Raw genomic sequence first — 25,328 nt, 5'->3', positions numbered from 1 at the left:
GCTATTTATGGTTCTTTTTCAATCATTTAATACGTTCATCATTAGAAGCTTGTTTGCTGTTTCTGTACTATTATTGCCATCACTTGTATTCAGTCAACAGCAGGTGCAAGATCGGCTTAGTCCAGTAATTAGCGTTCATATGAATGGAACGATCGGCGATCGTTTAAATGCATCTTATGAAAATAGAATTCTTGTGCAGGATGTAGATAGGCTAATTGCTGTTTTTAAAGCGGAAAATAGAACTGAAACTCGGATGTGGCAATCCGAATTTTGGGGTAAGTGGTTTACTTCGGCAGTACTTGCTTATCGTTATAAACCTGAACCGCGACTGAAAAAAGTGCTTGACTATGCCGTAAACGGTTTAATAGCTACTCAAACGCCAAATGGCTATATAGGCAACTATGATAAGGAACACTTATTGGAACAATGGGATGTTTGGGGGCGGAAATATTGCATGCTGGGCTTATTAGACTACTATGATCTTACGGGAGATAAGAAAAGCCTAAAAGCGGCTGCTAGGTTGGCCGATAACCTGATGGATGACCTCGCCAAATCAGATGGCATTCTTGTAACCAAAGGAAATTACAGAGGGATGGCCGCTTCCTCTGTGCTGGAACCCATTGCTTTGTTGTATGGGCGAACGCAAGAAAAAAAATACCTGGCATTTGCAGAAGAAATTGTTAAGCAATGGGAAACATCAGAAGGGCCACAGCTCATCAGTAAAAGTAACATCAATGTAGCAGATCGTTTTCCCAAACCTAAAAATTGGTACAGCTGGGAGCAGGGGCAAAAGGCGTATGAAATGATGTCTTGCTATGAAGGGTTGTTGGAGTTATATAGGCTAACGGGAAAAGACGAATATAAAAAAGCTGTTGAAAATACCTGGCAGAATATAAAAGATACCGAAATCAATGTAGCTGGATCGGGTGCATCTGTAGAAATGTGGTTCGGAGGTAAAGCCTTACAGGGCAATCCTGTTTATCATTATCAAGAAACCTGTGTTACAGTTACCTGGATTAAGTTGAGTACACAACTGCTACGCTTAACCGGTGAAGCTAAGTATGCGGATGCAGTTGAAAAAGCTTATTATAATGCTTTATTGGGATCTATGAGCAGCGATGGTTTTCATTGGGCAAAATATACGCCCCTAACCGGGCAGCGCCTACCGGGAAGTGAACAATGTGGTATGGGCCTAAATTGTTGCGAAGCCAGCGGGCCACGGGGTTTATTTAATTTTCCTTTTTATGCTGTAACCGAAACAAATGAAGGTGTGCAGGTTAATTATTATGTTGATGGCGAGTACACGCTAAAAATGCCAGATAAGAAACGTGTTTTAGTAAAACAGCATACGGCTTATCCGGTAGAAGATAAGGTTATGTTGCAGGTGTATCCAGATAAAGCAGCAGCATTAACAGTGTCGCTACGTATCCCCGAATGGAGCGCGCAAACAACTGTAAAGGTTAATGGGAAAGAGGTTCACAGCGTGCAAGTAGGTTCATATCGCTCTATTGAAAGAACTTGGAAACCGGGTGATCAGATTGAACTTCATCTTGATATGAGAGGTCGAATAGAGAAAACAGGAAAGAATCCTTCCTATTTGGCTATTATGAGAGGCCCTGTGCTTTTATCAAGGGATGCGAGGCTTAATGATACTACGCCAGTGGGTGCTATTCTAAAGCCTATTGTCAATGATAAAGGATATATCAACTTAAGTCAGGCTAAAAGCAATTCCGAAGGAATTTGGATGCAATATTCAGCACTATTTGTTCCAGAATCTTATTCCGAAGGTGGTGCAGCACCGATTCCTATTAATTTATGTGATTATGCTTCGGCAGGTAACGATAAGAATCAGCCGTTTTTTCAAGTGTGGCTGCCACAGCTAGTAGATCCTAGAGACAAATAATTTGAATATATTTAAAACATTCTTCATACCATTACAACACCAATTCAATGTTTACATCCATTATAACAAAAAAAAATATCACCACCATCGTCATTTTATTTACCCATCTTCTATGTCTCGCTCAGGAACGCTTAAAGAATCCTTTAGACTTTGCAAAGGAATACCCCACAAGTAGCCTAACAAGAAAGTTTATTCCGCCTCAGAAGATACTTTATACGTCAGGCCACATTAATAATAGCGAGGCGCTATTGGCAAAGGGGATCGGTCAAGCTGATCTGTCCAATCAAAACATGTGTGTCTTGAAAAATATTGGCGATGGTAATAAAACAAGTTTATTGCTTGATTTCGGAAGAGAGTTACATGGTGGTGTTGAAATTGTTACCGGAATGTGGAAAGGAAATAAACCAGTAAAAGTTAGGGTGCGCTTTGGGGAGTCAGCAAGTGAAGCTATGAGTGATGTAGGAGTAAAAGGTGCTACGAACGATCATGCCCTGCGCGATTTCACTACTTTGCTTCCATGGTTAGGAAAACTGCAGATTGGTGAAAGTGGGTTTCGGTTTGTGAAAATTGATCTTGAAGAGGATAGCGCTGAGCTCCAACTTAAAGAAGTCCGTGCCATCTTTACGTATAGAGATATTCCTTATGTTGGTTCTTTTACAAGTAGCGATGAACGGCTGAACAAAATCTGGGAGACCGGTGCTTATACCGTGCATTTAAATATGCAGGAATATTTGTGGGATGGAATAAAAAGGGATCGATTGGTATGGGTAGGCGATATGCATCCAGAGGTGGCAACGATTAACAGCGTGTTTGGTTATAATGAGGTTGTGCCAAAAAGTTTAGACCTCTCAAAAGAGATTACACCGCTTCCTAACTGGATGAATGGCATCAGTACCTACTCTATGTGGTGGATTATTATACAAAGAGATTGGTATATGCATAATGGAAATTTAACATACCTGAAAGAACAACAGCAATATCTTTCGTCTTTGCTTAGACAAATTGCTGCTAAGATTGATGAAAATAATAAGGAACAATTAGATGGTACACGATTTTTGGACTGGCCTTCCAGCGAAAACGAGAAGGGCATACATGCAGGCCTACAGGCGATGATGGTGCTATCCTTAAATACTGGTGCCGAATTGTCAAAAATATTAGGCGATAGCGAAACAGCTAGTATTTGTGAAGCAGCTGTTACCAGATTGAAAAAATACGTTCCTGATCCTAACGGATCAAAACAGGCAGCGGCTTTAATGGCGTTAGCTGATTTAATGCCTGCCAAGAAGGCTTCTGAGGAGGTCCTGACCGTTGGCGGAGTGAAAGATTTCTCTACTTTCTACGGCTATTATATGTTACAAGCTTTGGCGAAAGCTGGCGACTACCAAACAGCTATAGACGATATCAAAACATATTGGGGCGCAATGCTCGATCTTGGGGCCACAACCTTTTGGGAGGATTTCAATATGGATTGGCTTCCAAATGCAGCTAGAATAGATGAGCTCGTGCCCCCAGGGAAAAAAGATATTCATGGAGACTATGGCGCCTATTGTTATGAGGGGTTTAGACATAGTTTATCTCACGGCTGGGCTTCAGGTCCAACAGCTTGGCTTACCGAACATGTGTTAGGAATTAAGGTGATTGCTCCAGGATGTAAAGAAATTCAGATAATACCTCATTTGGGTGATCTTAGTTTTGCAGAAGGTACCTTTCCAACTCCCATGGGAACACTCTGGGTAAAACATACAAAAGATCGTAATGGTAAGGTAAAAACTATTTTTAAAGCACCCAAAGGGGTTAAAATAATTCACTAAAATTACCCAAAGAAACCATGATAAATGACGTATATGGTCGAGGGAAAAACTGATCGGTGGCTTGAAATTGGCCTCAAAATATTCTGGTAGCACTATCTAAGTAATAGCAGAGACTTTGCCAGAAGATTTTAAGCCAGAGTTTTTGGATACTTTTTTCGGAAACCTTCCCTGTAAGGGAAAGCTTGAATGCCTTATAGAACAAGCATTTGATGAAAAAAAGTATTAGAGAATTTAATAAAGAAGTTGTAGGTAATACCCAATACTCATTAAAATAATTCACTAAAATTACCTACCTTTAGTTTTTTAACCTATATCATGAAGTGCGACCCTTTTTTTGATTATATTAAGATTGATGAATTTTCTGCTACTCCAAAATATTTGCAATTAACAAATACGATATTAAATGCGATAAAAGAAGGCAAAATAGAAAAAGATACGATGCTTCCTTCTATCAATGAATTAAGTTTTGTTTTAGAAGTTTCGCGGGATACAGCAGAAAAGGGATATCGCTACCTAAAAAAGCTAGGTGTAATTGACTCAGTACCGGGAAAAGGATATTATGTTAGCCGAATAGATTTTAGGCAAAAAAGAAGTATCATGTTACTTTTTAATAAACTGAGTGCGCACAAAAAGATCGTGTATGATGCTTTTGTAAACACATTGGGAGCTGATGCGGCGGTAGATTTTTATATTTACAATAATGATTTTAATCTTTTTAAGAAACTTCTACAGAACCAAAAACAAGAATATACGCATTATGTCATCATACCCCATTTTGTAGAAGGTAGAGACAAGGCGGCTGAAGTAATTAATCAAATTCCTAAAGAGAAATTGTTGCTTTTAGACAAGAAGGTGCCGGGCGTTGAAGGGGATTATGCGGCAGTATATGAAAATTTTGAAGAAGATATATATCATGCCTTGGAGGAGGCGAGAGAAGAATTGGCTAAATACCATACCTTAAAACTGATTTTTCCGGATAGAAGTTATTTTCCCCGAGAAATCATAAAAGGATTTTATCGCTTTTGTCAGCAATATGCTTTTGATCATCTATTAGTAAGCGATATTATAAATGAACCAATCAGTGAGGGGGAAGCTTATATTAATTTAATGGAAGATGACTTAGTGATTCTGTTAGACAGAATCATCTCTATGAAACTACAGGTAGGTACACAAGTGGGTGTAATTTCTTATAATGAAACACGCGTTAAAAAATTTATTCTGAACGGTATAACGACGATTTCTACCGATTTTGAAAAAATGGGGACAACCGCTGCGCATCTGATATTGGAAAATTCGAAACGACACATAGAAGTACCCTTTTATCTCTTCAAAAGAGCCTCAATTTAACGATAAGTGTATTACTGGTAACTCGCAAGCATAACTGGTAATTCACAACTAATTATAAGCGTATTAAAACTCGCAACGTACAACTGGTAACTCGCAACTAATTAATAGCCTCTGCTACTTCTATTGGTAAGTCCGATTCTAAAATGTCTGCACCATCTTTTATAATAGCTCGATAGGCAGTGGCCCGTTCTTCTTTTGTGGGCAATTTATCATACGTAGGTGCTGAAGAAATCATGCAACGAATGCCTTTGGCATGGAGTAATGAATACATCTGTTGGTTGTCAGGTTTGATATCGGGACCAATATAGGCAATCATTTGATTATAGGGAATTCCTGCGGCTTCATATGGTTTTAAAGCATCGGGCGTTTTTACAAAAGCAGAGAACATCTGATTGCTGTTTTTTTTATAATAGAATTTGGCATGATCAGCATTGTGCACTGTTACCATTACAAATGAGAGGGCATCATGCTCTTTTATGATGGCGGCAGTCATCTCCATAGGAACATCCTTTTTGTCGAGATTTAAGATGGTTTTTCCTCTCGCCCACTCAATGGCCTCTGCTAATGTGGGAATACGATAGGATGTAATATTACCATTTACGTCTTTTAAGTATAATTGCTTAATTTCATCATACGTATAGTCGCTCAATTTTCCCTTGCCTGTTGTTGTTCTATCTAAGGTAGCATCATGCATGAGTACAATTACGCTATCTTTTGTGAGTCGAGGGTCTATCTCGTAAAAAGCGGGTGTGTATTTTAATGTATTTTCAAATGCTTCTATCGAATTTTCTGGAAACCCTTTTTCTGTGCCACCTCTGTGTCCGGAAATGATAGGTTTACCCTGTGGTGAATACTTAAAAAAGGCATGTAAGCCGTTAGCATTTGCTAATGAGATGGTATTGAGCCCATCTTGTGCAAAACTCGGATTTGAGAAGCAAATCCACATAAAAATAATAATAAAAAATAAGCGGTTCATGATGGTTTTTAATTAATGAGCATTAAGCTTTAATAAACTTAATATTCCAAATTCATCTAAATTAAATAAAGTGATGGCTGAATTTTCCTGAGCTATCCTGCGATAATTTCTTAAAGGCATGCCGAGTTTATAAGCAAGGTAAAGACGGTTAACGGTATTATGTGCCACTACCAGCACGGCGCCTTTGGCATGTTTGGCCGCTATTTCCGTGAAAAAGCTATCCATTCGTTTTACTATGTCGGTGGCAGTATCACCTGTTCCTCCAGCCCTATTAATATCAGGCGCTTGATCCCAGTTCGTCCATAGCGCAGGGGCTTCGGCAATAAATTCTTCTCTAGTTTTACCTTCCCACGCACCAAAATCCATTTCAATTAATCGATCATCTTTTATAACAAGATTACTATCATTCGATGCAATACGAGCAGTATTATATGCCCTTTGCAAGGGAGACGAATAAACAGCCTCAAAATGAGTGTCTTTAAGCGATTGTCGAAGGACTTGTGCTTGTTTCACTCCTTTTTCAGTTAATTCTATATCTGTTTTGCCACAATAGCGATTTCCATCGGCATTATAGGCCGTTTCGCCATGCCGAAGTAAATAGATGTTTAACATGATGTAAGATATTCTTTTACTATTAATTCTTTAATAAATTTATGATAATTTTCTTCATATCGTTGAATCAACGTTTGATCTGGTAGCGATTCAAAGCTTATGCTCGTCATATTTTTGACCGCTTCAGAAGCGGAATGATAGATTGTTTTAGAAGCGGCGCATATGGCCGCTCCGAGTACGCCAGAAGCTTCTTGACATCGATAAATTGGTTTGTTAAGCACAGCACTTCTAATACGTAGCCATGTATCGCTATTGCTTCCACCACCCGCTGTATAGATCGATTTCACTTGCTCTAAAGAAAGTCTTTCAATTTGTTCATAAGCAAAACGCTCGATATAGGCTACCCCTTCCATATTGGCTGTGTAAAGTGCAGTTTTTGACAAGTTCTTGGGGGAAAAGCCCCGGGCATGAGGAGCGACAAAAGGAAAGCGTTCGCCTTCCTGTCTCAATGGCCATGCCAGGTAAGCTGTAGGAATCAATTTTGCCGCCTGATCATTTAAGTAGTCAAGCTCATTGGAATTGAAGTCTGTACTTATCCAATCTGCACCCGTATTGCTTGCCCCTCCGGGCATCCAAAATCCCTCTGGATGCCGATGGTTATAGATGCTGCCTAAAGGGTCAATAATCGCTTTTTCTGTCACGCCTTTGATAACTAATGTAGTACCTATTGTCGTGTTCCAGCTCCCAGGAGTAATGGCTCCTGAAGCCATCTGTGAGGCACAGCCATCGGTTATTCCAACAACTACATCAATTGTTGGAATAGTTAATAGTTTTGCGAGCGAAGAGGTTAATTTACCAATGACTGTGCCAGAAGGTACAACTTCTTGTAACCAATGCTTATTGGCTAAATGCTCCATAATATATTCAGGCCATGCATAATTGGCAACATCATAACCTGTTTTCAACGCATTTGTAACATCTGTTATGTGATAAATACCACTCAGCCTGCCCGTAATAAAGTCGGCCGCATGTATCCATTTATGTATGGAAGGCACTTTCGCAGGAAAATTTTTCGTAAACCAATGTATTTTTGGTAAACCGCAGGAGGCATTGAATCCGCTAAAGCCATTCGGAACGTATTGTTGCGCTAGACTTTTACATAAGATGCCTTCTTCCATGGAACGTTTGTCGCTATACATTAATGCATCGTGTATTGGTTGCCCCTGGGCATCTATTGGGATGACAGTTCCAGAAGTGGACGTAGTTGCAATAGCGCTAATTTCATGGAGATTAATATCGGCCGAGGCTTTTTTGATTATCTCTTTTAGCGCCACTAAGGTATTGCCCCACCACATCAATGGTGATTGCTCCTCCCGAGCCATCGCCGTAAGCTTAAATGGAATGGAAACACTGGACTGTACGGTGCCGTCTGATCTTATAAGAGCAGCTCTTACGCCTTGTGTTCCGATATCTATCCCTATTACATATGCCATTATACTACTTGTTTAAAAGTTTTACGGGTTGCTTGCCATTCTTGATAGCGCTTTGCATAGTAGATAGGATCCGTTGGTGTGGTGGTTTCCAAAATATGCGATGTATCGTCTGTCTTATGTAGTGCATGGTTACATATAAACGCACCTCCTATTACGGAGGACTGCCTATAGGTATTTTTGATGACCACTTTTTTATTAAAGAGATTTGCTAAAAATTGGCGTAAAGTAAGACTTTGAACGCCACCGCCACAAGCCAATAAATAGTCTTTTGAATGGGGGCTAACATCGCATAAGGTTTTGTAATTTTCATAGATGCTGCAGGCGATATCCCAAAGAATGGCCCAAGCGAAATCTCCACGTGTTAATTGATGGGAAACAGGAGCGTTAAAAATAAACCCTCCTTTGGTAAGTGGAGATTTCTCGTCGGCCACCAGCGAGCCTAATGAGGCGATGCACTGCTGTTGATTAATATTAGCTAATTCTTTTTCAATGATATCATAGCCTTCATTAGGATAAAAAATTTCTTTCAGCCGTTGATAATTTAGTCCTGTTACCCCTGCGTTGGCTTCTAAAAGAAAGGTGTCCTGTTCCACATGTCTGCTTGTCCAGGTTCTTTCGTATTGATCGATAATATATTTATTAGCAACCTTAACTAGGGGCGTTGTTGTGCCGGAAACAATGACAACGTCGTCTATTTCAGGAGAAACACTTTTGATGGCTACCTGTGTGTCAGATCCACCACTTACAATGATTGCTTCTGGGCTAATTCCCAACATTTCCGCTAAAGGAGCCAAGATATTTCCAAGAATAGTTCCCGATAGTTTTAGAGGTGGTAATAGTTGCGTTGAAAGGCCAAAAATAGCACAATGTTCTGGCGTCCATTTGCCTTGTTGAACATCGTACAGTAATGTCTCTGATGCTTGAGAATGTTCATATCCCAATTTTCCGGAAAATTTAAATTCGATCCAATCACTTATACTTGTAAAAGAGGCCGCTTGCTTCCAAATAGTTTGTCTTCTTTCTCTGAGGCCTACTAATTTTAAGGCCGAAAAGAGGGCACTAGGGTATCGACCGGTAATGCCGTACATGGCTGATTTATCTTGAACCAGATGTTCCCATTCCCTTCCACGATTATCATGATTAGACATGCCTATAAGGGCATTGCCTTGCTCATCGAGTACAACAACACCTTCACGTTGACTGGTGGCTGTAATAGCCGTTATTTTCACATTTGTTTCCTGAAGTACCTGAAGGGTCATCTCAACGATCTGTTGCCATAAGGTATTGGGATCGAATGATATGGAATCTGGATAGGCGTCGTCTTTTTCATAATGAACATTCTCCCTTCTTAAACAGCAAATTGTTCCGTTTGGTAAAACCGTTGCCACACGTGCATTGCCCGTGCCGATATCCACAATCAAGTAAGCTTCTTTTTCTTTCAAGTTCATTCGATTATAATTAAGATGGCATTGAATCAAGTATACGTTTATTTACCAACTGTTTGATGTTTTTATTTCCCTCTTTGAAATAGTCTTTTAAACATCCATTCATAATATAAGCGTGATGATCTTCCACCTCGTGCGTTGCTCCGGCGATATGCGGAGTTGCCAACACGTGTACATGGTGGATCAGTTTATAATCTATCTCATCTGGGGGTTCGTGGTCAAATACGTCCAATATGGCTCCTCTGATTTTGCCTTGTTCAATTGCATCAAGTAGAGCCTCTCTATTTACAACGACCGCTCGAGAGGTGTTAATAAAGATCGCATCTTGTTTCATTAGTGCAATGAAGTCTCTATTAATCATGCCAATAGTTTGTTCGGTAACAGGAAGATGAATCGCCACTATGTCGCAGGTGCTAAAGAGATCATGTAGAGAGGCTTTTGTATAATGAGGATTTTCGGAAGTATAATACGGGTCATAGTACATAATCTCCGTAGGGAAATGCTGTAAGATATTAGCGATCGTTTGACCGACTGCTCCAAAACCAACCATACCTATTTTTTTTCCTGCTATTTCATTTCCCTTAAACTGTAAATAGGAGGTATGCGCGCCTTCCTCCCATTTTTCTTCTTCAAGCCATTTTATTCCTGCCAAGGTATTTCGCATAAAGGTTATCAGGTTCGCGATAAACATTTCGGCAACCGCCTGGGCGTTTCTTGCAGGAGTATTAAAAACAGGTATAGCCAATTGAGTGGCAGCTTCTATTGCTACGTTAGAAGGTGTTCCTCTACAAACACCTATGAATTTTAAGGTAGGATATGATTGTATAACTTTTTCTGTTACCTCATCGTGCTCGGTAATAAGCGCATCTGGTTTAACTTCCTGTAATAAGGCCATTAATTCATGCTCGTTGTAAGCGCTTCCTTTGGACTTCCATAAGCGGTAGGTAACAGGGCCAAAAAGTGTTTCAAGTTCCTTAAGCGCCTTCTCATGATAAGGGGCAGTGATCAAAATATTCATATAGTCATTTTTAATAAGGGGCAACCTAGATAGGTCGGCTCGTTAAATTAAGTTTTTTTCCGTTAAGAAGGCTGTATCCTGTTCTTCCGATGGTGAAGGTAGCGTGATGAAAATGGTTAAAAAGGCACTTAGGAAATAGAGAGCAGCAAGTATCCATACTACACCCTCACTGCCTACCATACCTATTAGCAAACCAACAATGGCTGGCCCGATAAAAACCGGTAACCCTGCTCCTAAATTTAATATAGCCATGGCGGCACCTTTGTCTTTATTTACCAAAGAGGGCACTAGCGCAGAAAGTGGTACGTAACCCGCTAAAAGCGCCCCCCATAATACACCTGCTATCATGATAGCCCAATAACTTCCTCCAAACCAAGTTGGCGCATAGAAGAGTAATAAAGTTGTTATACCACAACCGATTCCTCCAAACCAGATGATTGTATTGCGCCATCCTAAGCGGTCGCCAATAAAACCGAATAAGAGATTAAAAATAATATTGGCCGTAAAAATGGTGCCCCATATCTGAAGCCATTCTTTCGTTGAAATATCAAATTGGGCCATGTAAATAGGTAGAAATACTGGAAAGGCAAACTGGGCTGTTGTATTAATGATACGTACAATGCCGCCTAATAAAACTTTCGGTTCTTCTTTAATAATGGTAAAGCCTTTCATGAGCTCTTGCATTTTAGTACTATGTTGCTGGGTCCTTTGAAGATTAAATTGATCTTTATTGATAATTAATGCAAAGAAGGCTCCAACGGCAACCCAAAAAATGGAACTCCAAAGGGTATTCTGATAACCAAGACGCTCTATTGCCCAGCTGGAATAATAAGCACCTAAAACATTCAATCCGCCTGTAAAAACGAACCAAAACCACCCTACGGCTCTTCCTAGCATGTTTGTTGGTGTACGATAGGTTATCCATACTAGAAAAGAATAAGCAAATAAAGGATAACCAAATCCTCTTATTGCGTAGGTGACTAGCATAATGGGGTAATTAAGTTTTGCCATTCCAAACCCAACGAATCCGATGGTTCCTATGATGTATAACAGCAAACCGACTGCCATAGATTTGCGGGGTCCATAACTTTCTGCTAATACCCCTGAAAACCACGAAGAAATTGCTATTGTAATGCCATACACGGTGAAGAGGGAGGCAGACTGCTCAATGCTCATTTGATGTTCTAGCAGGTATGGGCTTAACCAACCTTGCTCCACTCCGTCGCCCATCATAAAGATTAGTATTCCTAAATATCCCCATGTGAGGGATTTCGGTAGCCCAGCTTTAGTGAGCAAAGTGGAGGAGTTATGCGTCATAATTTATGTGTTTACATTGGTTTACCTTTCAAATAAACAAAAAGAAATAAAAATTAACAAATTTTAAGTTAAATAAACTTAATTTAATAAATACAAAGCGTTTTGGTTTTGTCATCACAGCGGCATTTTTGCCGCTGTGATGACTATGCCAATAAGCTTATTTCGATTCCCATTTATCGTTTTGTTTGAGGTTGGGATTGAGTGTTATTTCTTTTATCGGAATAGGCCTCAAATACATGAAAGACTCATCAAACACTCTTTTTAAGTTGTTTTGTGCTACGATATTGCCAGTGTTTTGTTCGGTTAAATAATGTTGTGTGCCGTTAACAACAAAATACACAATTCCTTTTTGGGGATTGGATGGCACTGCTGTTACAAAAGATACATCGTCCTTGCCATCTTGATTTAGGTCGTAGGCCGTGTTCATGGCAGGAACATAGAGCCCCATATAAGGTTTTAGTAGCAGGCTTCCAAGTTTCCAACGCATAAGGTCGTCGTAACGAAAACCCTCCATAGCTAATTCAATGCCTCGCTCACGTCGAATTTCTAACAATTGAGGATCGGATATATTGTTGAAATACTCTTTTCTTAAATATTCATCTGCTACGATAGGCATTTCGGTATTAAGTAGCCCTGCCCGTTCGCGTAGTGGTTTAATAGTTATATTCCACTCGGCAGCCGTGAAAGAGCCTAATTCTGCCATTGCTTCTGCATAATTTAAGAGCACTTCCGCGTAGCGCATTAAAGGTAATGAATTGCTGTTTTCTGCTCTCCCGTCGGTCGCTTTTGAATCGAGCGTAAACTTATAAGGCATATACCCTGTATAAGTGTAGGTGAAATCTGGTGGTGCAGCTTGTCCTTCCCGTTTATAGTTGCCCATACGGATTGTTTGCTGAAGTCTTAAATCTCTGTTTTCAACTTCTTCCCAAAACGGGATAGTATTGTAGTTACCTTGGTCTGTAAATCGGGTGCCATCAATATTTAGAAAAGTATTAATAAAGTTTTTGGTGAAACTTAGTCTCCTTCCATAGGTAGCACTTGTCCAATACCAGTTTGCATCGTTCAATACGCGGAGCGATAGGTTATTAACGGCGGCCAGCATGATCTCATTACTTTTAGGTTGCTCATTTATAAACAGGTTTCTGAAACTCATCACTGGATCCGACTCGATGTTGAGGCGATATTGTTGTGCGTCTATCACTTTTTTCGCTGCATCTGCAGCGGCCAACAACCATTGATTTGCACTTGCCTGTAGCGATAATTCATCATGGTATTTACGATAGGAGCCTTCAAACAAACATATTCTGGCTTTATAAGCAAGCGCAACTAAACGAGTAATATTGGAGGAGGTAGGATCGATCGGCTCCCTGATATTCTCGCAAGCAAAATTTAGGTCTTCCAGTACGCGGTCCATTACATATTCCCTGGGGTCTTGCGTTTTATACAAATCGGGATCATCAATAGCTAAAGTGGTGGCCTGCCAGGGCACATTGCCAAATTGTTTAACTTTATTGAAGTAGAAATTTGCACGGAAAAATCTTGCTAAGCCCTGGAAATGATTAAGTGCATCATCGGGGATTTCAGCATTTGTCATTTGTTCAAGGAAGTAGTTAATGTTCCGGAGCGATGTCCAGCTCCATCCTCCTGCCTGCTCTGCAGAATAGCTTCCTGAAAGATACGCGTCGATTGTAGATCCTACTAAGAAATCGCTCGTTTGATCGCCTCTTACTATATCATTTCCTTGAGGTAAATCATTGTAGAAAGAGTTGGCGTATAATTGAAGGTCCTTTTCGGTCTTAAAGGCGTTGGATGGAGAAAGTTTGTCCGGAGGGGTTAGCTCAAAGGATTTTTGGCAAGAAGTCAAAAATACGATAGCGATATTTACTATTAAAAATGTCTTTTTCATCTCTAAGTAATTAATTAATTTGCGTTTATTTTCATGAACCGCATAGCGGTTTATAAATAATTAAAGCGTAACATTGATGCCTAATGTATATGTCTTGAGCATAGGGTAAGCCATTCCTTGTCCGGCTCCAGAATTCAATTCAGGATCGGCGCGCTCAATGTTTTCTGGATCCATATTTGGGTTATGCTTAAACATGGGCGACCATGTCCAAAGGTTTTGTCCGGTGAAGTATACACTGAGATTTTCTATGTTAAGGTTATCTAGCCACGACTTTGGAAGGTTGTATCCTACTGAGAAACTCTTCAAACGGATGTAAGCTGCATTTTGAAGATATCGAGTCTGATTAAACGTGAGCTCACCACGAGAATTGAGCGCCGTATAGCCACGTAAACGAGGAAAGTAGGCATCTGGATTTTCTTCCGACCACATGTTTTCCACTACATAGGTTGGATGCCAGCTGTAAGGTCTATTGTACGGACCCCAAAATAACGAATTGTCGCTGCCAGGCATGAAATCACGTTTACCAACACCTTGAAAGAAGCTAGTTAAGAAGAAATTATTCCAACTGAAATTGGCATTAAAGCCAAACTGATAGCGAGATTCGGTGTTTCCAATAATCCGTTGATCTCCCGGATTATCTAAAGTATTGGTTCCCTGATCAATTACCCCGTCTCCATTAAGGTCCCTAAATTTAAGGTCTCCGGGAAGAGGGGTGTTAGCTGCTGATACGCGTATAAGGCTCTGGTCTGCGTGGTTGTCAATGTCTTGTTGGTCGGCGAAAAAACCGTCGTTCACAAAACCCCATATATCGCCTACGCGCTGTCCCTCATAATAAGTAGTGATGAGATGAAGTGGATTGTTAAATCGGGTAATGAATGCCCTACTGTCAGCAAGCGTAAATCTAAGGTCGTAATGAATGGGTTTTGCTGTTTTGATCTCGTCGCGCCAGGCAATTGAAAGTTCCCAACCAATCGTTTTCAGATCTGCATAATTGCCTTTTGGTACGCCTGTTCCAAAAATGGCGGGCAGGGGCAAACCTACCGTAAACATGTTAGTCGTTTTACGCGTATACCAATCAAAGGTTGTGCTAAGTCTGTTTTTTATAAGGGAGATGTCTGCCCCTAAATTAATCGTGGTTGCTTTTTCCCATGTAAGTCCATCAGGAATGACATTGGGGTTGGAGGTGTAATTTGGACTTATGCCGCTAAGAATTAAGCCTGATTTAACAACGTTCATGGTTTCTAGGAACTGATAGGGGTCGATATTGCCATTTCCAAGACTTCCATAAGAAGCACGTAGCTTCATTTCTCCAATAATATTTTTTAAACTGTTTTGCCAAAAATTCTCTTCAGAGATGCGCCATCCTCCTGAAATAGAGGGGAAAAATCCCCATTGCTGCCCGTTCGGGAATTTTGAAGACCCGTCATAACGGCCATTTGTTTCCAATAAGTACTTCCCCTCATAATCATATGTGATGCGATAAAAACCACCAGCTGTGAGCCACTCGTCACCCCCTCCGGTTAAGGTGAAATTTTGTCCGTCAATCAATGAGAAATCTGGAAGTGATGGGTTGATCAGGTTGTCGCGCTCCACGTAACGACGATCAAGTTTAGAGCGTTCGTAGTTGTACCCTAATAAAGCACTTAGATTGTGTTTGCCAAATTGATTTGTATATTGACCATACGTGTTCAGTGCTAAATAGGTGCTGTTTTCCGTTAGCTCGTTCATTTTATTGATGCCGCGTTCCAATGATATACCAGGCGCGTTGCTGTAGGGGACCGGGGTATAGAGTCGCGTTCTATTATAAAAGGTCTTGTCAAATGTGAAATCACCATTTATCTTTAATTTATTGTCGAAAAAATTTGAAAAAAGTCGGGTCGTGTTACGAGTTTGGCGACGGGATTCGTCCCAGTGGTTATTGCCGGAAATAAAACTTCCAAACACAATAGAGGCATTTTCTGTTAGCGTGCCATCTGGATTGCGTAGCATGGCGACAGGGAAGGCCTCATCTGAAATTCTTCGCCAAACGGGCGTATTGCTTGCATGATTTAAAATCGGCGTAAAGTAGCCCCTTTCATTGTAAGCAATATCATTTTCAATACGTAGCCAGTCCTTTGCCTGAATGCTTCCTTTAGCGCGAATATTATATTGGTTAAATTTATCCGGGTTATATCTGAAAATTCCTCCCTGATTGTTATATCTTCCGGAAAGATAAAAGGATGTTTTCTCACCGCTACCTGAAAAACTTAATTGTTGTTCCATGGAAGGTGTGTGGTCGGCATACAGCTCTTTAAGCCAATCGGTATTTCCGTAATAGACATAGTTTCCGGTTGCAGGGTCTATATCTACAGAGGGCGTATTCCCTGCTTCGTGCCTTTTGCGAAGTTCTTCCAGGTATTCTTGCGACCATGGGAATACGCTATTTGCTTTTTGTGGGTCGGCACTGTAATCATTCCATGAACTAAAAGCATCATTGAAAGTTTTTGCCCATGGGTAGCCTTCCGTTACAAGGTCCGGGCGTATCGTGTGATCATTTCTGGAATAGCCGGATGAATAGTTAATAACGGAACGCTCTTTGGTTGGCGTTTTTGTTGTAATTAACACAACACCAAAACTTCCTCGTGCACCATAAATGGCTGCTGAGGCCGCGTCTTTTAATACCGTAACGCTTTCTATATCATTCGGGTTCAGTAAATCAGGGTTGCCGGGTACCCCATCGATAAGTACTAGTGCTGATCCTTTAGCTCCAATAGAAGTAGTTCCTCTTACATTGAATTCGGCGTCTCTTGTTGGTTTCCCGTCGGTCATTCGGATATTTAAATTGGGAATGACTCCTTGTAAACCGCGAGTGGTGCTTGTTAGTGGCCTGTTTTCAAATACTTCTTTACCCACTTGGTCTACGGCACCGGTTAGATTTGCTTTTTTTTGCGTGCCATAACCTACTACAACTACTTCTTGTAAGTCGGCCTGACCTTCTTTCATGGTTACCTCTATGGATGAACCTTGTTTTACAGATAGCGTTTGAGAAATGTAACCGATCATAGAAAAGGATAGCTGAGCACCAAGAGGTACCACTAAATTAAAGGCACCTTTTTCATTTGTGGAGATACCTTGCCGCTTATTCGTGCCAACGACAGATACTGAAACGCCGGGTAGTGGTGCCCCACGTTGGTCTTTTACAATCCCTATTACGGTTTGCTGCTGCTGTGCCATTAAGCATGTACAACAGAGTAAGCAGAAAAATGCTAGATAAATCTTTCTTTTCATGTTACTAAAGTTTAATTGGAAGTTTTATTTTGTTTATAATTGTTTTATCTGGTTTCGGAATATCTCTTTTCTGTTCCTTAGTGGTCGATTGATTCCATAGTAAATTGCTGATTATTTAGGTTTTATTTAATTTTTAGAGCTGTTTGATATATTGCTTAGCTTATCAGGTCCGATTTATTGGGGCTCTTATAAGCTATTTTCAAATGGCTCTATATTAGGTGTTTTTTCTTTTTTAATCGTTTATAATGGCTTGGCTAAAATAGAATATTTTATTTAATTTAACAAAATACAATAAAATTTTATGTTTTTATTTAGTTTTTTTAATAAAAAACAACAATATGAAATGTTTTGGTAAGCCCTTTAGGGATTTTAATAAATATTTATTACTATTGTGTCATACGACTAGCAGGACGTTTTATGAGAAATATTACCAAAAGGCACGAGACAATCATAAAGCTTATAAAGGCGAATGGAAGTGCAACTATTCCTGAATTGATAGAAACGATGAAAGTTTCCGGTGTAACAATAAGGAAAGATCTGAAATTCTTGGAAGACAAAAATCTGCTGTTTTGTACTAGAGGTGGTGCTTCGCTTACCAATCCCTATGCAAATGATAGACCTATTATTGAAAAAGCCCTCATTCATCCCGACAAAAAGCAGAAGATCGCAAAAGCAGCAATGGCTTTAATTAAAGAGAATGACTCCATCATGATTGGTTCGGGAACGACTGTTTTTGAATTGGCAAAAATTTTACAAGCAGAGCGCCCTTTAACGATAATAACGCCAGCGATAAAAGTTGCTTTTGAGCTGAGCGGTAAAAAAAATATTGAGGTACTACAATTAGGTGGCTTAGTAAGGCCCAATTCGTCTTCTGTTGCGGGTGTTCACGCAGAACATATCTTGGAGAATATTTCCTGTAGCGTATTGTTTATAGGGGTGGACGGGATTGATGTAGATTTTGGCTTATCGATCAGCAATTTAGCTGAAGCAGGGCTTAATCAAAAAATGATTAAAGCTGCACAAACTGTTGCGGTATTAGCCGATAGTACAAAGTTTGGAAAACGAGGGATAGGTAGAATCTGTGAATTCAACGAAATTCAATATATTATTACAGATGAAAATGTACCATCAACGTTGATTAAGCAAATTGAAAAAAAGGGAGTAAAGGTAGTGGTAGCGTCTTAGTTTAAAATTGCAAGAACTCTTCAATTTGCTGATTTGTAAATCGAAGCGTGTCTTCTTTGTGAAACTCAACATCCTGATTCAATTCTTGATTGATATAAGGAATATGAATTCTTAAGGGCAGTGTGTGTAAATTCAAATAATGACATACGCCGGTAAAATGCTCCACCCCCCGAATATTTCCATATTTTCCACTGCTGATGCCTACTAACGCAGCCTTTTTTCCAACAAAACTGTCGGGAAATAAACAACCATCGATGAACATTTTCAAGACACCTGGGAAACTGCCATTATATTCAGGAATGACAAAAATAAATTTCGTTGTCATTGTTATCCGTTCTTGAATGGGTTGAAAAGATTCGCTTCTCGCTCCATAAAGGTCGCTGACAATAAAATTGTCCGGCAATTCTTCCAATGAAAGAATTTCTGATCCAAATCCTTTCTTTTCTAGCTGCCTTTTGTAATAAGCAGCTACTTTGAGCGAATTGCTGTTTTTGCGGTTTGTGCCGACTATAATCGTTATCATGTGGATAAATGTGTATAAAATCTAAACCCAATCAGGTTTTTAAGCTGTTTAAATTTTGTATCTTAGCAACCTTAACATAAGGTGTTAAAAACTGCGAAGATAATAATAAAAGGCGTTTTTGATTTAAAACTATATAATGATAAAGTGTTTTTCAGAAAGAATGCCAGCTATTTATCTAACTATGACATTACAATTTCTTAACACAATATTATGACATCTTTCCAGTTTAATGATAAATAGACACCAGGTAGTGTGGATGGGTTATCTGTTAAACTGTTGATTATATGAATGACGACTTACAATTGAACAATGGGTAAAATCATAGCATTAGCCAACCAAAAAGGCGGAGTGGGTAAAACTACTTCTTCCATTAATTTAGCAGCGAGTTTAGCTGTGTTAGAGTACAGGACACTTTTAGTGGATGCAGATCCTCAGGCTAATTCAACTTCGGGTATCGGCTTTGATCCAAGAGCGATCAAGGCAAGTGTGTATGAGTGTATCATCAACGATCTAGATCCTCGGGAAGCTATACAAAAAACGGATACACCCAATTTGGATTTATTACCGGCACACATAGACTTAGTAGGTGCTGAAATAGAAATGATTAATCTGAATGATCGGGAATTTAAAATGCGGTCGGTGCTGAACCAAGTGGTAGACGATTATGATTTTATTATTATTGACTGCTCTCCTTCCTTGGGTTTGATTACTATCAATGCCCTTACTGCGGCCAACTCAGTTATTATACCTGTTCAATGCGAATATTTTGCGTTGGAAGGTTTGGGTAAATTACTTAATACCATTAAGATCGTTCAGAACAGGTTGAATACCAATTTGGAAATCGAAGGTATTTTATTAACCATGTATGATGTGCGATTGAGATTATCCAATCAAGTGGTAGAAGAAGTACGCTCGCATTTTAATGACTTGGTTTTCGGTACCATTATACAACGTAATACAAGATTAAGTGAAGCACCAAGCTTTGGTATCTCCGTTATTATGCATGATGCAAATTCTAAAGGAGCCATCAATTACCTAAATTTGGCAAGAGAAATATTAATTAAAAACGGATTGCAAAAAGAGCAACAGGACGCAAAAGTATAAAGATATGGCGCAACAGCGAAAAATAGGATTAGGTAAAGGTTTAAGTGCTCTGTTGAACGACACTGAAGAGGTTAGGCAGGTAAGTGCGGCTCAAAAATCTGCTAATGATGGGCTGGGCAGGGAAGTGCCACCAGGATCTGTGAGTCATATTAAAATAGAAGCGATTGAGGTGAATCCTTTTCAACCAAGAACTGATTTTGATGTCACTGCATTGAATGAGTTAGCAGAATCTATAAAACTGCAGGGACTGATACAGCCGATAACCGTTCGGAAGATTGGTGGCGATCAGTATCAGCTAATATCTGGAGAAAGACGTTTAAGGGCTTGCAGGATAGCGGGGCTTACGGAAATACCTGCTTATATCCGTACTGCCAACGATCAGCAGATGCTGGAAATGGCGCTTATTGAGAATATTCAACGTGAAAATCTAAATGCCATAGAGGTTGCTTTAAGCTTTCAGCGAATGATAGATGAATGCAATTTAAAACAAGAAGAACTTGGTGATAGAGTTAGCAAAAACCGCTCAACCGTAACAAACTATCTTCGCTTATTGAGGCTTCCGCCTGCCATTCAGGCATCTATACGTGATGGACAATTAAGTATGGGACATGCCCGCGCATTAATTAATGTAACAGACGTAGATAAACAACTTTATATTTTTCAGGAAATTATTAATAAAGGCCTTTCCGTACGTAAAGTGGAAGAGCTGGTGCGCTTGGTAAATGACGCAGCCGGTAAGAATAAATCCAAAGCTAATACTAAAGAGAAATCTATGTCGTTTGAGTTTCAGAAAATTCAAGACGATTTGGCATCTAAGTTTGCTACAAAAGTAACACTGAACGTAAACGGAAAAAATGGTAAAGGAACGATTGAGATTCCATTTATGTCGGAAGATGATCTTAGCCGGATCTTGGAATTATTAGATTGGTAATGATTATTCTACGATTTTTTTTTCTAATTGCCTTCGTGACAATAGGTGTTTGTCGGGTTTCTGCACAGGTGCCGGATAGTGTCCGTACCCCGAAAGACATTAGTCGGGATGGTTATAATATGACTGATACGACTAATCTTTCAAAGAAAGAGCGTAAAAAAAGAGCGAAAGAAAAAGAAGAACAGCAAAAACCTATTATTTATAAGGATTCCACTCGTTTAGCACTTGAGGCATTAACTAAAAAAGCTGCACGTCGTTCCGCTATTCTTCCTGGTTGGGGGCAGCTTTTTAATGGTGGGTGGGGTTATGTAAAAGCGCCTATTGTTTGGGCAGGTTTTGGAGGTCTTGGATATTCTTTTGTGTTTGCGCAAAATAATTATCAGGAAACATTGAAGGAAGTTCGGTTCCGGTTGGCCAACCAAGGGCTTAACGAAAATCCGAAATATCCGATGACTGTGCCTACAGATTGGTTGATTAATGCAAAGGATTTTTACCGACGAAATCGAGATCTCACCATTTTAATAACCGTTGGATGGTATGCCTTGAATGTGATTGATGCCTATATTGATGCTAAATTCAAACGCTACGATATGAGCGATGATCTTACCTTTAATATACGACCTACTCTCTTGCAGGCACCTGGTGCTTATTCTTACAGCTCAATGCCCGTTGTAGGATTAAAAGCGACGTTTGCTCTTAAGTAAGCCAAAAATACCCTATACATGTTAACTAAAATCGTATATTGCGGGCCTAAACGAACTTATCCAATCATACCATGAATATAGCCTTAATTGGATACGGTAAAATGGGCCGTATAATTGAGAAAATAGCCTTGCAAAGAGGGCATCAGGTTACATTGATTATTGATGAGAATAATCGGCCCGATATACAGGCAGATGATTTATATGTGGCTGATGTAGCCATAGATTTCAGCACCCCTCATTCCGCAATAAATAATATAAATCTTTGCTTCGAGGCCGACTTACCCATTGTGGTAGGTACCACAGGTTGGTATGATCACTTGGAAGAGATAAAAGAAAACTGCCTTTCTGGTAACAAAACCATGATGTACGGGTCTAACTTCAGTATTGGCGTGAATATCTTTTTTCATATTAATAAGCTGCTGGCAAAAGCCGTAAATCCATACAAGCAATACGATGTACAGGTAGAAGAAATACATCACACGCAAAAGCTGGATGCCCCAAGTGGAACTGCCATCACAATTGCTGAAGGAATTTTGGAGTATAGCGATGATAAGACGGAATGGGTAAACGATTTAGTAGGAGAAGGGGAGGAGGTAGTACCAAAAAAAGATCAACTGCTTATAGAATCACATCGCATAGAAGATGTGCCTGGCACCCATACTGTTTTGTATAGCTCTGAAGTTGATCAGATAGAATTTAAGCATACCGCACATAGTAGAGCTGGTTTTGCTTTGGGTGCGGTGGTCGCTGCCGAATGGTTGCATCAGAAAAAGGGGTTTTACACGGTAACTGATATGTTTGACTTTGGTTGTTAGTTATTGGCTATTCGTTGTTGGGGGCTAGCGGTAGTTATTGGCGGTTAATTTTTTAATTTTAATTTTACTTTATAGAGCATGTTGATAGCTTTTCTTATCATATTTTTTCTAGGGACACAGGTTGGATTGTGGATGCTTTTTGTAAAAGCGGGGCGGCAAGGTTGGGAATCCCTCATTCCATTTTATCGAGAATATATCATTACACAATTAACGGGAAGACCAAATTGGTGGGTAATCTTACTGATTGTACCGGTAATTAATTTATTTATTGGTGTCGGACTTTACATAGATTTTGTACGCTGCTATGGAAGAAGATCTTTTTTAGACCAGGTTGGGACTATCCTAGTGCCTTTTATCGTGTTTCCATGGTGGGGTGCCGATAGTAGTGTCACTTATTGGGGAGCCTCTGCAACGGAGGAATTTAAGAAGAAATATCCTTATAAAAAATCCGCTACTAGAGAATGGGCTGATGCGATTGTATTTGCGGTGGTGGCTGCGACCTTAATCAGAACTTTTTTAATAGAGGCTTATATGATACCATCCGGTTCAATGGAGCGGAGTCTCCTAACGGGTGATTTCCTATTTGTAAGCAAAATTAACTACGGCCCTCGTTTACCAATGACGCCTATAGCCTTTCCTTTTGCCCATCATACAATGCCCATTACAGGGACGAAGGCTTACTGGGATGGATTAGAAATGGATTATAGACGGCTACCGGGATTGCAGAAGATCAAACGCAATGATGTGGTTGTATTTAACTATCCCATGGAAGCTGATGCTCCCTATAATAGACCTGTTGATAAACGAGAAAATTATATAAAAAGAGCCATCGGGGTTCCTGGAGATACTATTGCTATTATAGATGCACAGGTGTATGTGAATGGGAAAAAAGGAATCACACCAGTAGAAGGACAGTTGATGTATCAAGTTATCACTGATGGAACAGATATTAATCCGGATCGGATATATGATATGCGCATTGAGACCTTTCCAATAGGCGTGCCTAATTCTTATGGTTTTTATCTTACGCCTTCTTTGGCTAACACTATTAAAGGTTGGAGCAATGTAAAAGAGGTTAGACCTGTTATTTATCCTAAAGGTACTCCAGAACCTACACAAGATATTTTTCCTCAAGGTGCCAAATGGAATCGCGATAACTATGGGCCAGTCATCGTCCCTCATCAGGGATGGACCGTGCAGCTAAATGATCAGACTGCTCCCATATATGAAAGGGCTATTACCATTTATGAAGGAAATACTTTTGAAAAGAAAACAGACGGATATTATATAAATGGTAACAAGTCGGATAGCTATACTTTTAAAATGAACTACTTCTGGATGATGGGAGATAATCGCCATAATTCTTTGGATTCAAGATTTTGGGGTTTCGTTCCAGAGGATCACATCGTTGGAAAAGCATTGTTTGTTTGGTTAAGTTTAGACGATAAAGGTTCTTTCTTTGATAAAATTAGATGGAACAGGATCTTTATGGGTATCCATTAACTAGTTGTGAGTTGAAAGTTGCCAGTTGCGGGTGTTGCTACTCACAACTCATAACTGGCAACTCACAACTAAACTATCCTCGCCATCCTCCGCCCAAAGCTCTATAGAGTTCAACTCTTGCCAATAAGAGCTGTTGTTTTAAACTTACTAATTCAAGTTCACTGTCAATCGTATTTTGTTGCGCAGTAATAACCTCTAAATAGGTTGCGTAACCAGCTTTAAAGAGAAGTCCTGCTTGTTTAATACCTAATTGGGCTACCTTCACTCTTTCTTCTGCTATATCATATTCTTCCTGAAGTTTTTTCAATGTAATTAAGGTATTTGTAACCTCATTGATGGCGTCTAATACAGTTTGTTGAAAATCCAATTCAGCTTTATCTCGTTCTAATTTAGCTACTTCAAAATCAGTCTTTAATTTTCTTCTACTAAAGATAGGCTGCGTCAAACTTCCAATGATACCCCCGAACAAGGAGCCTGGTATTTTTACCCAATTAGATGGGAGCATGCTATTCAGCCCACCCGTAGCATCTATGGTAAGCGTTGGATACCGGTATGCTTGCGCAACCCCTACTTCGGCATTTGCTGCTCTTAAGGCTAATTCAGAGGAGCGAACATCCGGACGGTAGTTTACCATATGAAGTGGTATGCCCGCAGAAACAGAATCTTCTATTAAGAAGTCTGTTAATGAAGCGTTTCTTTTTATGCTTTCGGGTAATTGTCCTGCTAACGCTCTTAAGCTGTTTTCCTGAATCACAACTTGACGCTCTAACTGGGGTATAAGCGATTGCGCTGCAAGTTTTTGGGAAGCAGTTTGCTGGATGGCTAGCGAGGTTACTTGCCCGGCCTCTCGTTGCAACTTAACAATTCTTAATGTACTGTCAGTTAGCTGGAAATTTCGTCTAGCTACTTCTAATTGGGCATCCAACATTAAAAGGTTATAATATCCCTCGGCAACATCCGCAACCAGTCTTGTTTGTAATAGTTTACGTGCCTCGTAAGTTTGCAAATATTGCGCTAATGTGCTTTCGTTTAACCGTCGTATTTTTCCCCAAATATCTAATTCCCAACTTAAACTCAATCCGGTAATGTATTGCGATTGATTTACGGCCATTGAATTAGGAGCATTTTTTTCTTTTCTATCATACCATTTTGCTGCTCCATGTGTTCCATAGTAGTTTTTAGAACGATATTGTTGGTTGATGGTTCCGAGTTCAGCATTTATTTCCGGTAGAAATTGGGCACGTGCTTGCAGGACCTGTTGATCTGCTATTTGTATGTTTTTTAAAGTCTTTTGCATATCGTAATTGTATGCAATAGCGGTGTCTATCAATTTCTGTAAGGTAGTATCGACAAAAAACTGTTTCCAATAAATATTTCCAATACCTACTGAATCCGCGCTGTCTATTTCGTCCCGATACTTTTCTGGAAGATTGAGGTGTGGACGCTTATAGTCTTTACCAACCTTACAAGCCTGGAACCCCAGAAGGATGATAAAGGCTGTTAGAACACACCCTATTTTATTCATTTT

Annotated in this window: 19 protein-coding genes; 9 read left to right on the top strand and 10 right to left on the bottom strand. The window is 39.8% G+C overall.

Annotation, left to right across the window (positions count from 1 at the left end; all coding sequences use genetic code 11):
- Positions 1-7 precede the first annotated feature (7 nt).
- From BMY50_RS24745 to BMY50_RS24735, 3 genes are all read left to right on the top strand, one after another.
- Entirely contained in the window at positions 8-1,903 is a 1,896-nt protein-coding gene (locus tag BMY50_RS24745; RefSeq protein WP_202907936.1) for a glycoside hydrolase family 127 protein, read from the top strand.
- A gap of 47 nt (positions 1,904-1,950) precedes the next feature.
- Complete coding sequence (locus BMY50_RS24740) at positions 1,951-3,714, top strand: alpha-L-rhamnosidase-related protein (protein ID WP_093331046.1); 1,764 nt, start codon at positions 1,951-1,953, stop codon at positions 3,712-3,714.
- A 315-nt stretch (positions 3,715-4,029) separates the two neighbouring features.
- A complete protein-coding gene (locus BMY50_RS24735; protein WP_093331039.1) occupies positions 4,030-5,061 on the top strand; it encodes a GntR family transcriptional regulator in 1,032 nt (343 codons plus the stop codon).
- Positions 5,062-5,158: 97 nt separating this feature from the next.
- On the opposite strand, the gene BMY50_RS24730 is transcribed toward BMY50_RS24735, so the two are convergent.
- The 8 genes from BMY50_RS24730 to BMY50_RS24695 all read right to left on the bottom strand — a co-directional run bounded on the left by BMY50_RS24730 (position 5,159) and on the right by BMY50_RS24695 (position 17,035).
- Complete coding sequence (locus BMY50_RS24730; protein WP_093331031.1) at positions 5,159-6,037, bottom strand: glycerophosphodiester phosphodiesterase family protein; 879 nt, start codon at positions 6,035-6,037, stop codon at positions 5,159-5,161.
- A 12-nt stretch (positions 6,038-6,049) separates the two neighbouring features.
- A complete protein-coding gene (locus tag BMY50_RS24725) occupies positions 6,050-6,649 on the bottom strand; it encodes a histidine phosphatase family protein (protein ID WP_093331028.1) in 600 nt (199 codons plus the stop codon).
- Positions 6,643-8,082, bottom strand: coding sequence for an FGGY-family carbohydrate kinase (locus BMY50_RS24720; RefSeq protein WP_238383880.1), 1,440 nt, complete (start codon positions 8,080-8,082; stop codon positions 6,643-6,645). Before BMY50_RS24720 ends, BMY50_RS24725 begins: the two co-directional genes overlap by 7 nt.
- Complete coding sequence (locus BMY50_RS24715) at positions 8,082-9,530, bottom strand: FGGY-family carbohydrate kinase (RefSeq protein ID WP_093331016.1); 1,449 nt, start codon at positions 9,528-9,530, stop codon at positions 8,082-8,084. Before BMY50_RS24715 ends, BMY50_RS24720 begins: the two co-directional genes overlap by 1 nt.
- 10 nt (positions 9,531-9,540) lie before the next feature.
- Positions 9,541-10,545 carry an NAD(P)-dependent oxidoreductase gene (locus tag BMY50_RS24710; protein ID WP_093331013.1) on the bottom strand — a complete coding sequence of 335 codons (1,005 nt, stop codon included), beginning with the start codon at positions 10,543-10,545 and terminating at the stop codon, positions 9,541-9,543.
- A gap of 42 nt (positions 10,546-10,587) precedes the next feature.
- Positions 10,588-11,862 (bottom strand): MFS transporter, encoded by a 1,275-nt coding sequence (locus BMY50_RS24705; protein WP_093331009.1) that lies wholly within the window; start codon positions 11,860-11,862, stop codon positions 10,588-10,590.
- A 157-nt stretch (positions 11,863-12,019) separates the two neighbouring features.
- Positions 12,020-13,768, bottom strand: a complete 1,749-nt coding sequence (locus BMY50_RS24700; protein WP_093331006.1) for a RagB/SusD family nutrient uptake outer membrane protein — start codon at positions 13,766-13,768, stop codon at positions 12,020-12,022.
- Between the two features lie 60 nt (positions 13,769-13,828).
- Positions 13,829-17,035 (bottom strand): SusC/RagA family TonB-linked outer membrane protein, encoded by a 3,207-nt coding sequence (locus BMY50_RS24695; RefSeq protein WP_093331002.1) that lies wholly within the window; start codon positions 17,033-17,035, stop codon positions 13,829-13,831.
- Between the two features lie 417 nt (positions 17,036-17,452).
- Here BMY50_RS24695 and BMY50_RS24690 point away from each other — a divergent pair, with 417 nt between their 5' ends.
- Positions 17,453-18,220 carry a DeoR/GlpR family DNA-binding transcription regulator gene (locus BMY50_RS24690; RefSeq protein WP_093330999.1) on the top strand — a complete coding sequence of 256 codons (768 nt, stop codon included), beginning with the start codon at positions 17,453-17,455 and terminating at the stop codon, positions 18,218-18,220.
- 1 nt (position 18,221) lies between these two features.
- Here the strand turns inward: BMY50_RS24690 and BMY50_RS24685 are convergent, their stop codons facing one another.
- Positions 18,222-18,743 carry an NADPH-dependent FMN reductase gene (locus BMY50_RS24685; protein WP_093330997.1) on the bottom strand — a complete coding sequence of 174 codons (522 nt, stop codon included), beginning with the start codon at positions 18,741-18,743 and terminating at the stop codon, positions 18,222-18,224.
- Positions 18,744-19,052: 309 nt separating this feature from the next.
- Here BMY50_RS24685 and BMY50_RS24680 point away from each other — a divergent pair, with 309 nt between their 5' ends.
- The 5 genes from BMY50_RS24680 to lepB all read left to right on the top strand — a co-directional run bounded on the left by BMY50_RS24680 (position 19,053) and on the right by lepB (position 23,800).
- A complete protein-coding gene (locus BMY50_RS24680) occupies positions 19,053-19,847 on the top strand; it encodes a ParA family protein (RefSeq protein ID WP_093330995.1) in 795 nt (264 codons plus the stop codon).
- Positions 19,848-19,851: 4 nt separating this feature from the next.
- Complete coding sequence (locus BMY50_RS24675; RefSeq protein ID WP_093330991.1) at positions 19,852-20,778, top strand: ParB/RepB/Spo0J family partition protein; 927 nt, start codon at positions 19,852-19,854, stop codon at positions 20,776-20,778.
- On the top strand, positions 20,778-21,482 hold the full coding sequence (locus tag BMY50_RS24670; RefSeq protein ID WP_093330987.1) for a DUF5683 domain-containing protein: 705 nt from the start codon (positions 20,778-20,780) through the stop codon (positions 21,480-21,482). Before BMY50_RS24675 ends, BMY50_RS24670 begins: the two co-directional genes overlap by 1 nt.
- A gap of 71 nt (positions 21,483-21,553) precedes the next feature.
- The gene (dapB, locus tag BMY50_RS24665; protein WP_093330983.1) at positions 21,554-22,297 is read left to right on the top strand and encodes a 4-hydroxy-tetrahydrodipicolinate reductase; all 744 of its coding nucleotides are present in this window, start codon (positions 21,554-21,556) and stop codon (positions 22,295-22,297) included.
- A 78-nt stretch (positions 22,298-22,375) separates the two neighbouring features.
- Positions 22,376-23,800, top strand: a complete 1,425-nt coding sequence (gene lepB / locus BMY50_RS24660; protein WP_093330980.1) for a signal peptidase I — start codon at positions 22,376-22,378, stop codon at positions 23,798-23,800.
- A 73-nt stretch (positions 23,801-23,873) separates the two neighbouring features.
- Here lepB and BMY50_RS24655 read toward each other — a convergent pair whose 3' ends face one another.
- Entirely contained in the window at positions 23,874-25,325 is a 1,452-nt protein-coding gene (locus BMY50_RS24655; RefSeq protein WP_238383879.1) for an efflux transporter outer membrane subunit, read from the bottom strand.
- Between the last annotated feature and the right edge of the window lie 3 nt (positions 25,326-25,328).

The organism is Olivibacter domesticus, from assembly GCF_900109575.1.
GTDB lineage: Bacteria > Bacteroidota > Bacteroidia > Sphingobacteriales > Sphingobacteriaceae > Olivibacter > Olivibacter domesticus.
This window is presented reverse-complemented; position numbering and strand designations above follow the sequence as displayed.

Bases quoted from the DNA above. Each gene is read 5' to 3' on its own strand.
- BMY50_RS24745 (WP_202907936.1), top strand. From the start codon at position 8: ATGGTTCTTTTTCAATCATTTAATACGTTCATCATTAGAAGCTTGTTT.
- BMY50_RS24740 (WP_093331046.1), top strand. From the start codon at position 1,951: ATGTTTACATCCATTATAACAAAAAAAAATATCACCACCATCGTCATT.
- BMY50_RS24735 (WP_093331039.1), top strand. From the start codon at position 4,030: ATGAAGTGCGACCCTTTTTTTGATTATATTAAGATTGATGAATTTTCT.
- BMY50_RS24730 (WP_093331031.1), bottom strand. From the start codon at position 6,037: ATGAACCGCTTATTTTTTATTATTATTTTTATGTGGATTTGCTTCTCA.
- BMY50_RS24725 (WP_093331028.1), bottom strand. From the start codon at position 6,649: ATGTTAAACATCTATTTACTTCGGCATGGCGAAACGGCCTATAATGCC.
- BMY50_RS24720 (WP_238383880.1), bottom strand. From the start codon at position 8,082: ATGGCATATGTAATAGGGATAGATATCGGAACACAAGGCGTAAGAGCT.
- BMY50_RS24715 (WP_093331016.1), bottom strand. From the start codon at position 9,530: ATGAACTTGAAAGAAAAAGAAGCTTACTTGATTGTGGATATCGGCACG.
- BMY50_RS24710 (WP_093331013.1), bottom strand. From the start codon at position 10,545: ATGAATATTTTGATCACTGCCCCTTATCATGAGAAGGCGCTTAAGGAA.
- BMY50_RS24705 (WP_093331009.1), bottom strand. From the start codon at position 11,862: ATGACGCATAACTCCTCCACTTTGCTCACTAAAGCTGGGCTACCGAAA.
- BMY50_RS24700 (WP_093331006.1), bottom strand. From the start codon at position 13,768: ATGAAAAAGACATTTTTAATAGTAAATATCGCTATCGTATTTTTGACT.
- BMY50_RS24695 (WP_093331002.1), bottom strand. From the start codon at position 17,035: ATGAAAAGAAAGATTTATCTAGCATTTTTCTGCTTACTCTGTTGTACA.
- BMY50_RS24690 (WP_093330999.1), top strand. From the start codon at position 17,453: ATGAGAAATATTACCAAAAGGCACGAGACAATCATAAAGCTTATAAAG.
- BMY50_RS24685 (WP_093330997.1), bottom strand. From the start codon at position 18,743: ATGATAACGATTATAGTCGGCACAAACCGCAAAAACAGCAATTCGCTC.
- BMY50_RS24680 (WP_093330995.1), top strand. From the start codon at position 19,053: ATGGGTAAAATCATAGCATTAGCCAACCAAAAAGGCGGAGTGGGTAAA.
- BMY50_RS24675 (WP_093330991.1), top strand. From the start codon at position 19,852: ATGGCGCAACAGCGAAAAATAGGATTAGGTAAAGGTTTAAGTGCTCTG.
- BMY50_RS24670 (WP_093330987.1), top strand. From the start codon at position 20,778: ATGATTATTCTACGATTTTTTTTTCTAATTGCCTTCGTGACAATAGGT.
- dapB (WP_093330983.1), top strand. From the start codon at position 21,554: ATGAATATAGCCTTAATTGGATACGGTAAAATGGGCCGTATAATTGAG.
- lepB (WP_093330980.1), top strand. From the start codon at position 22,376: ATGTTGATAGCTTTTCTTATCATATTTTTTCTAGGGACACAGGTTGGA.
- BMY50_RS24655 (WP_238383879.1), bottom strand. From the start codon at position 25,325: ATGAATAAAATAGGGTGTGTTCTAACAGCCTTTATCATCCTTCTGGGG.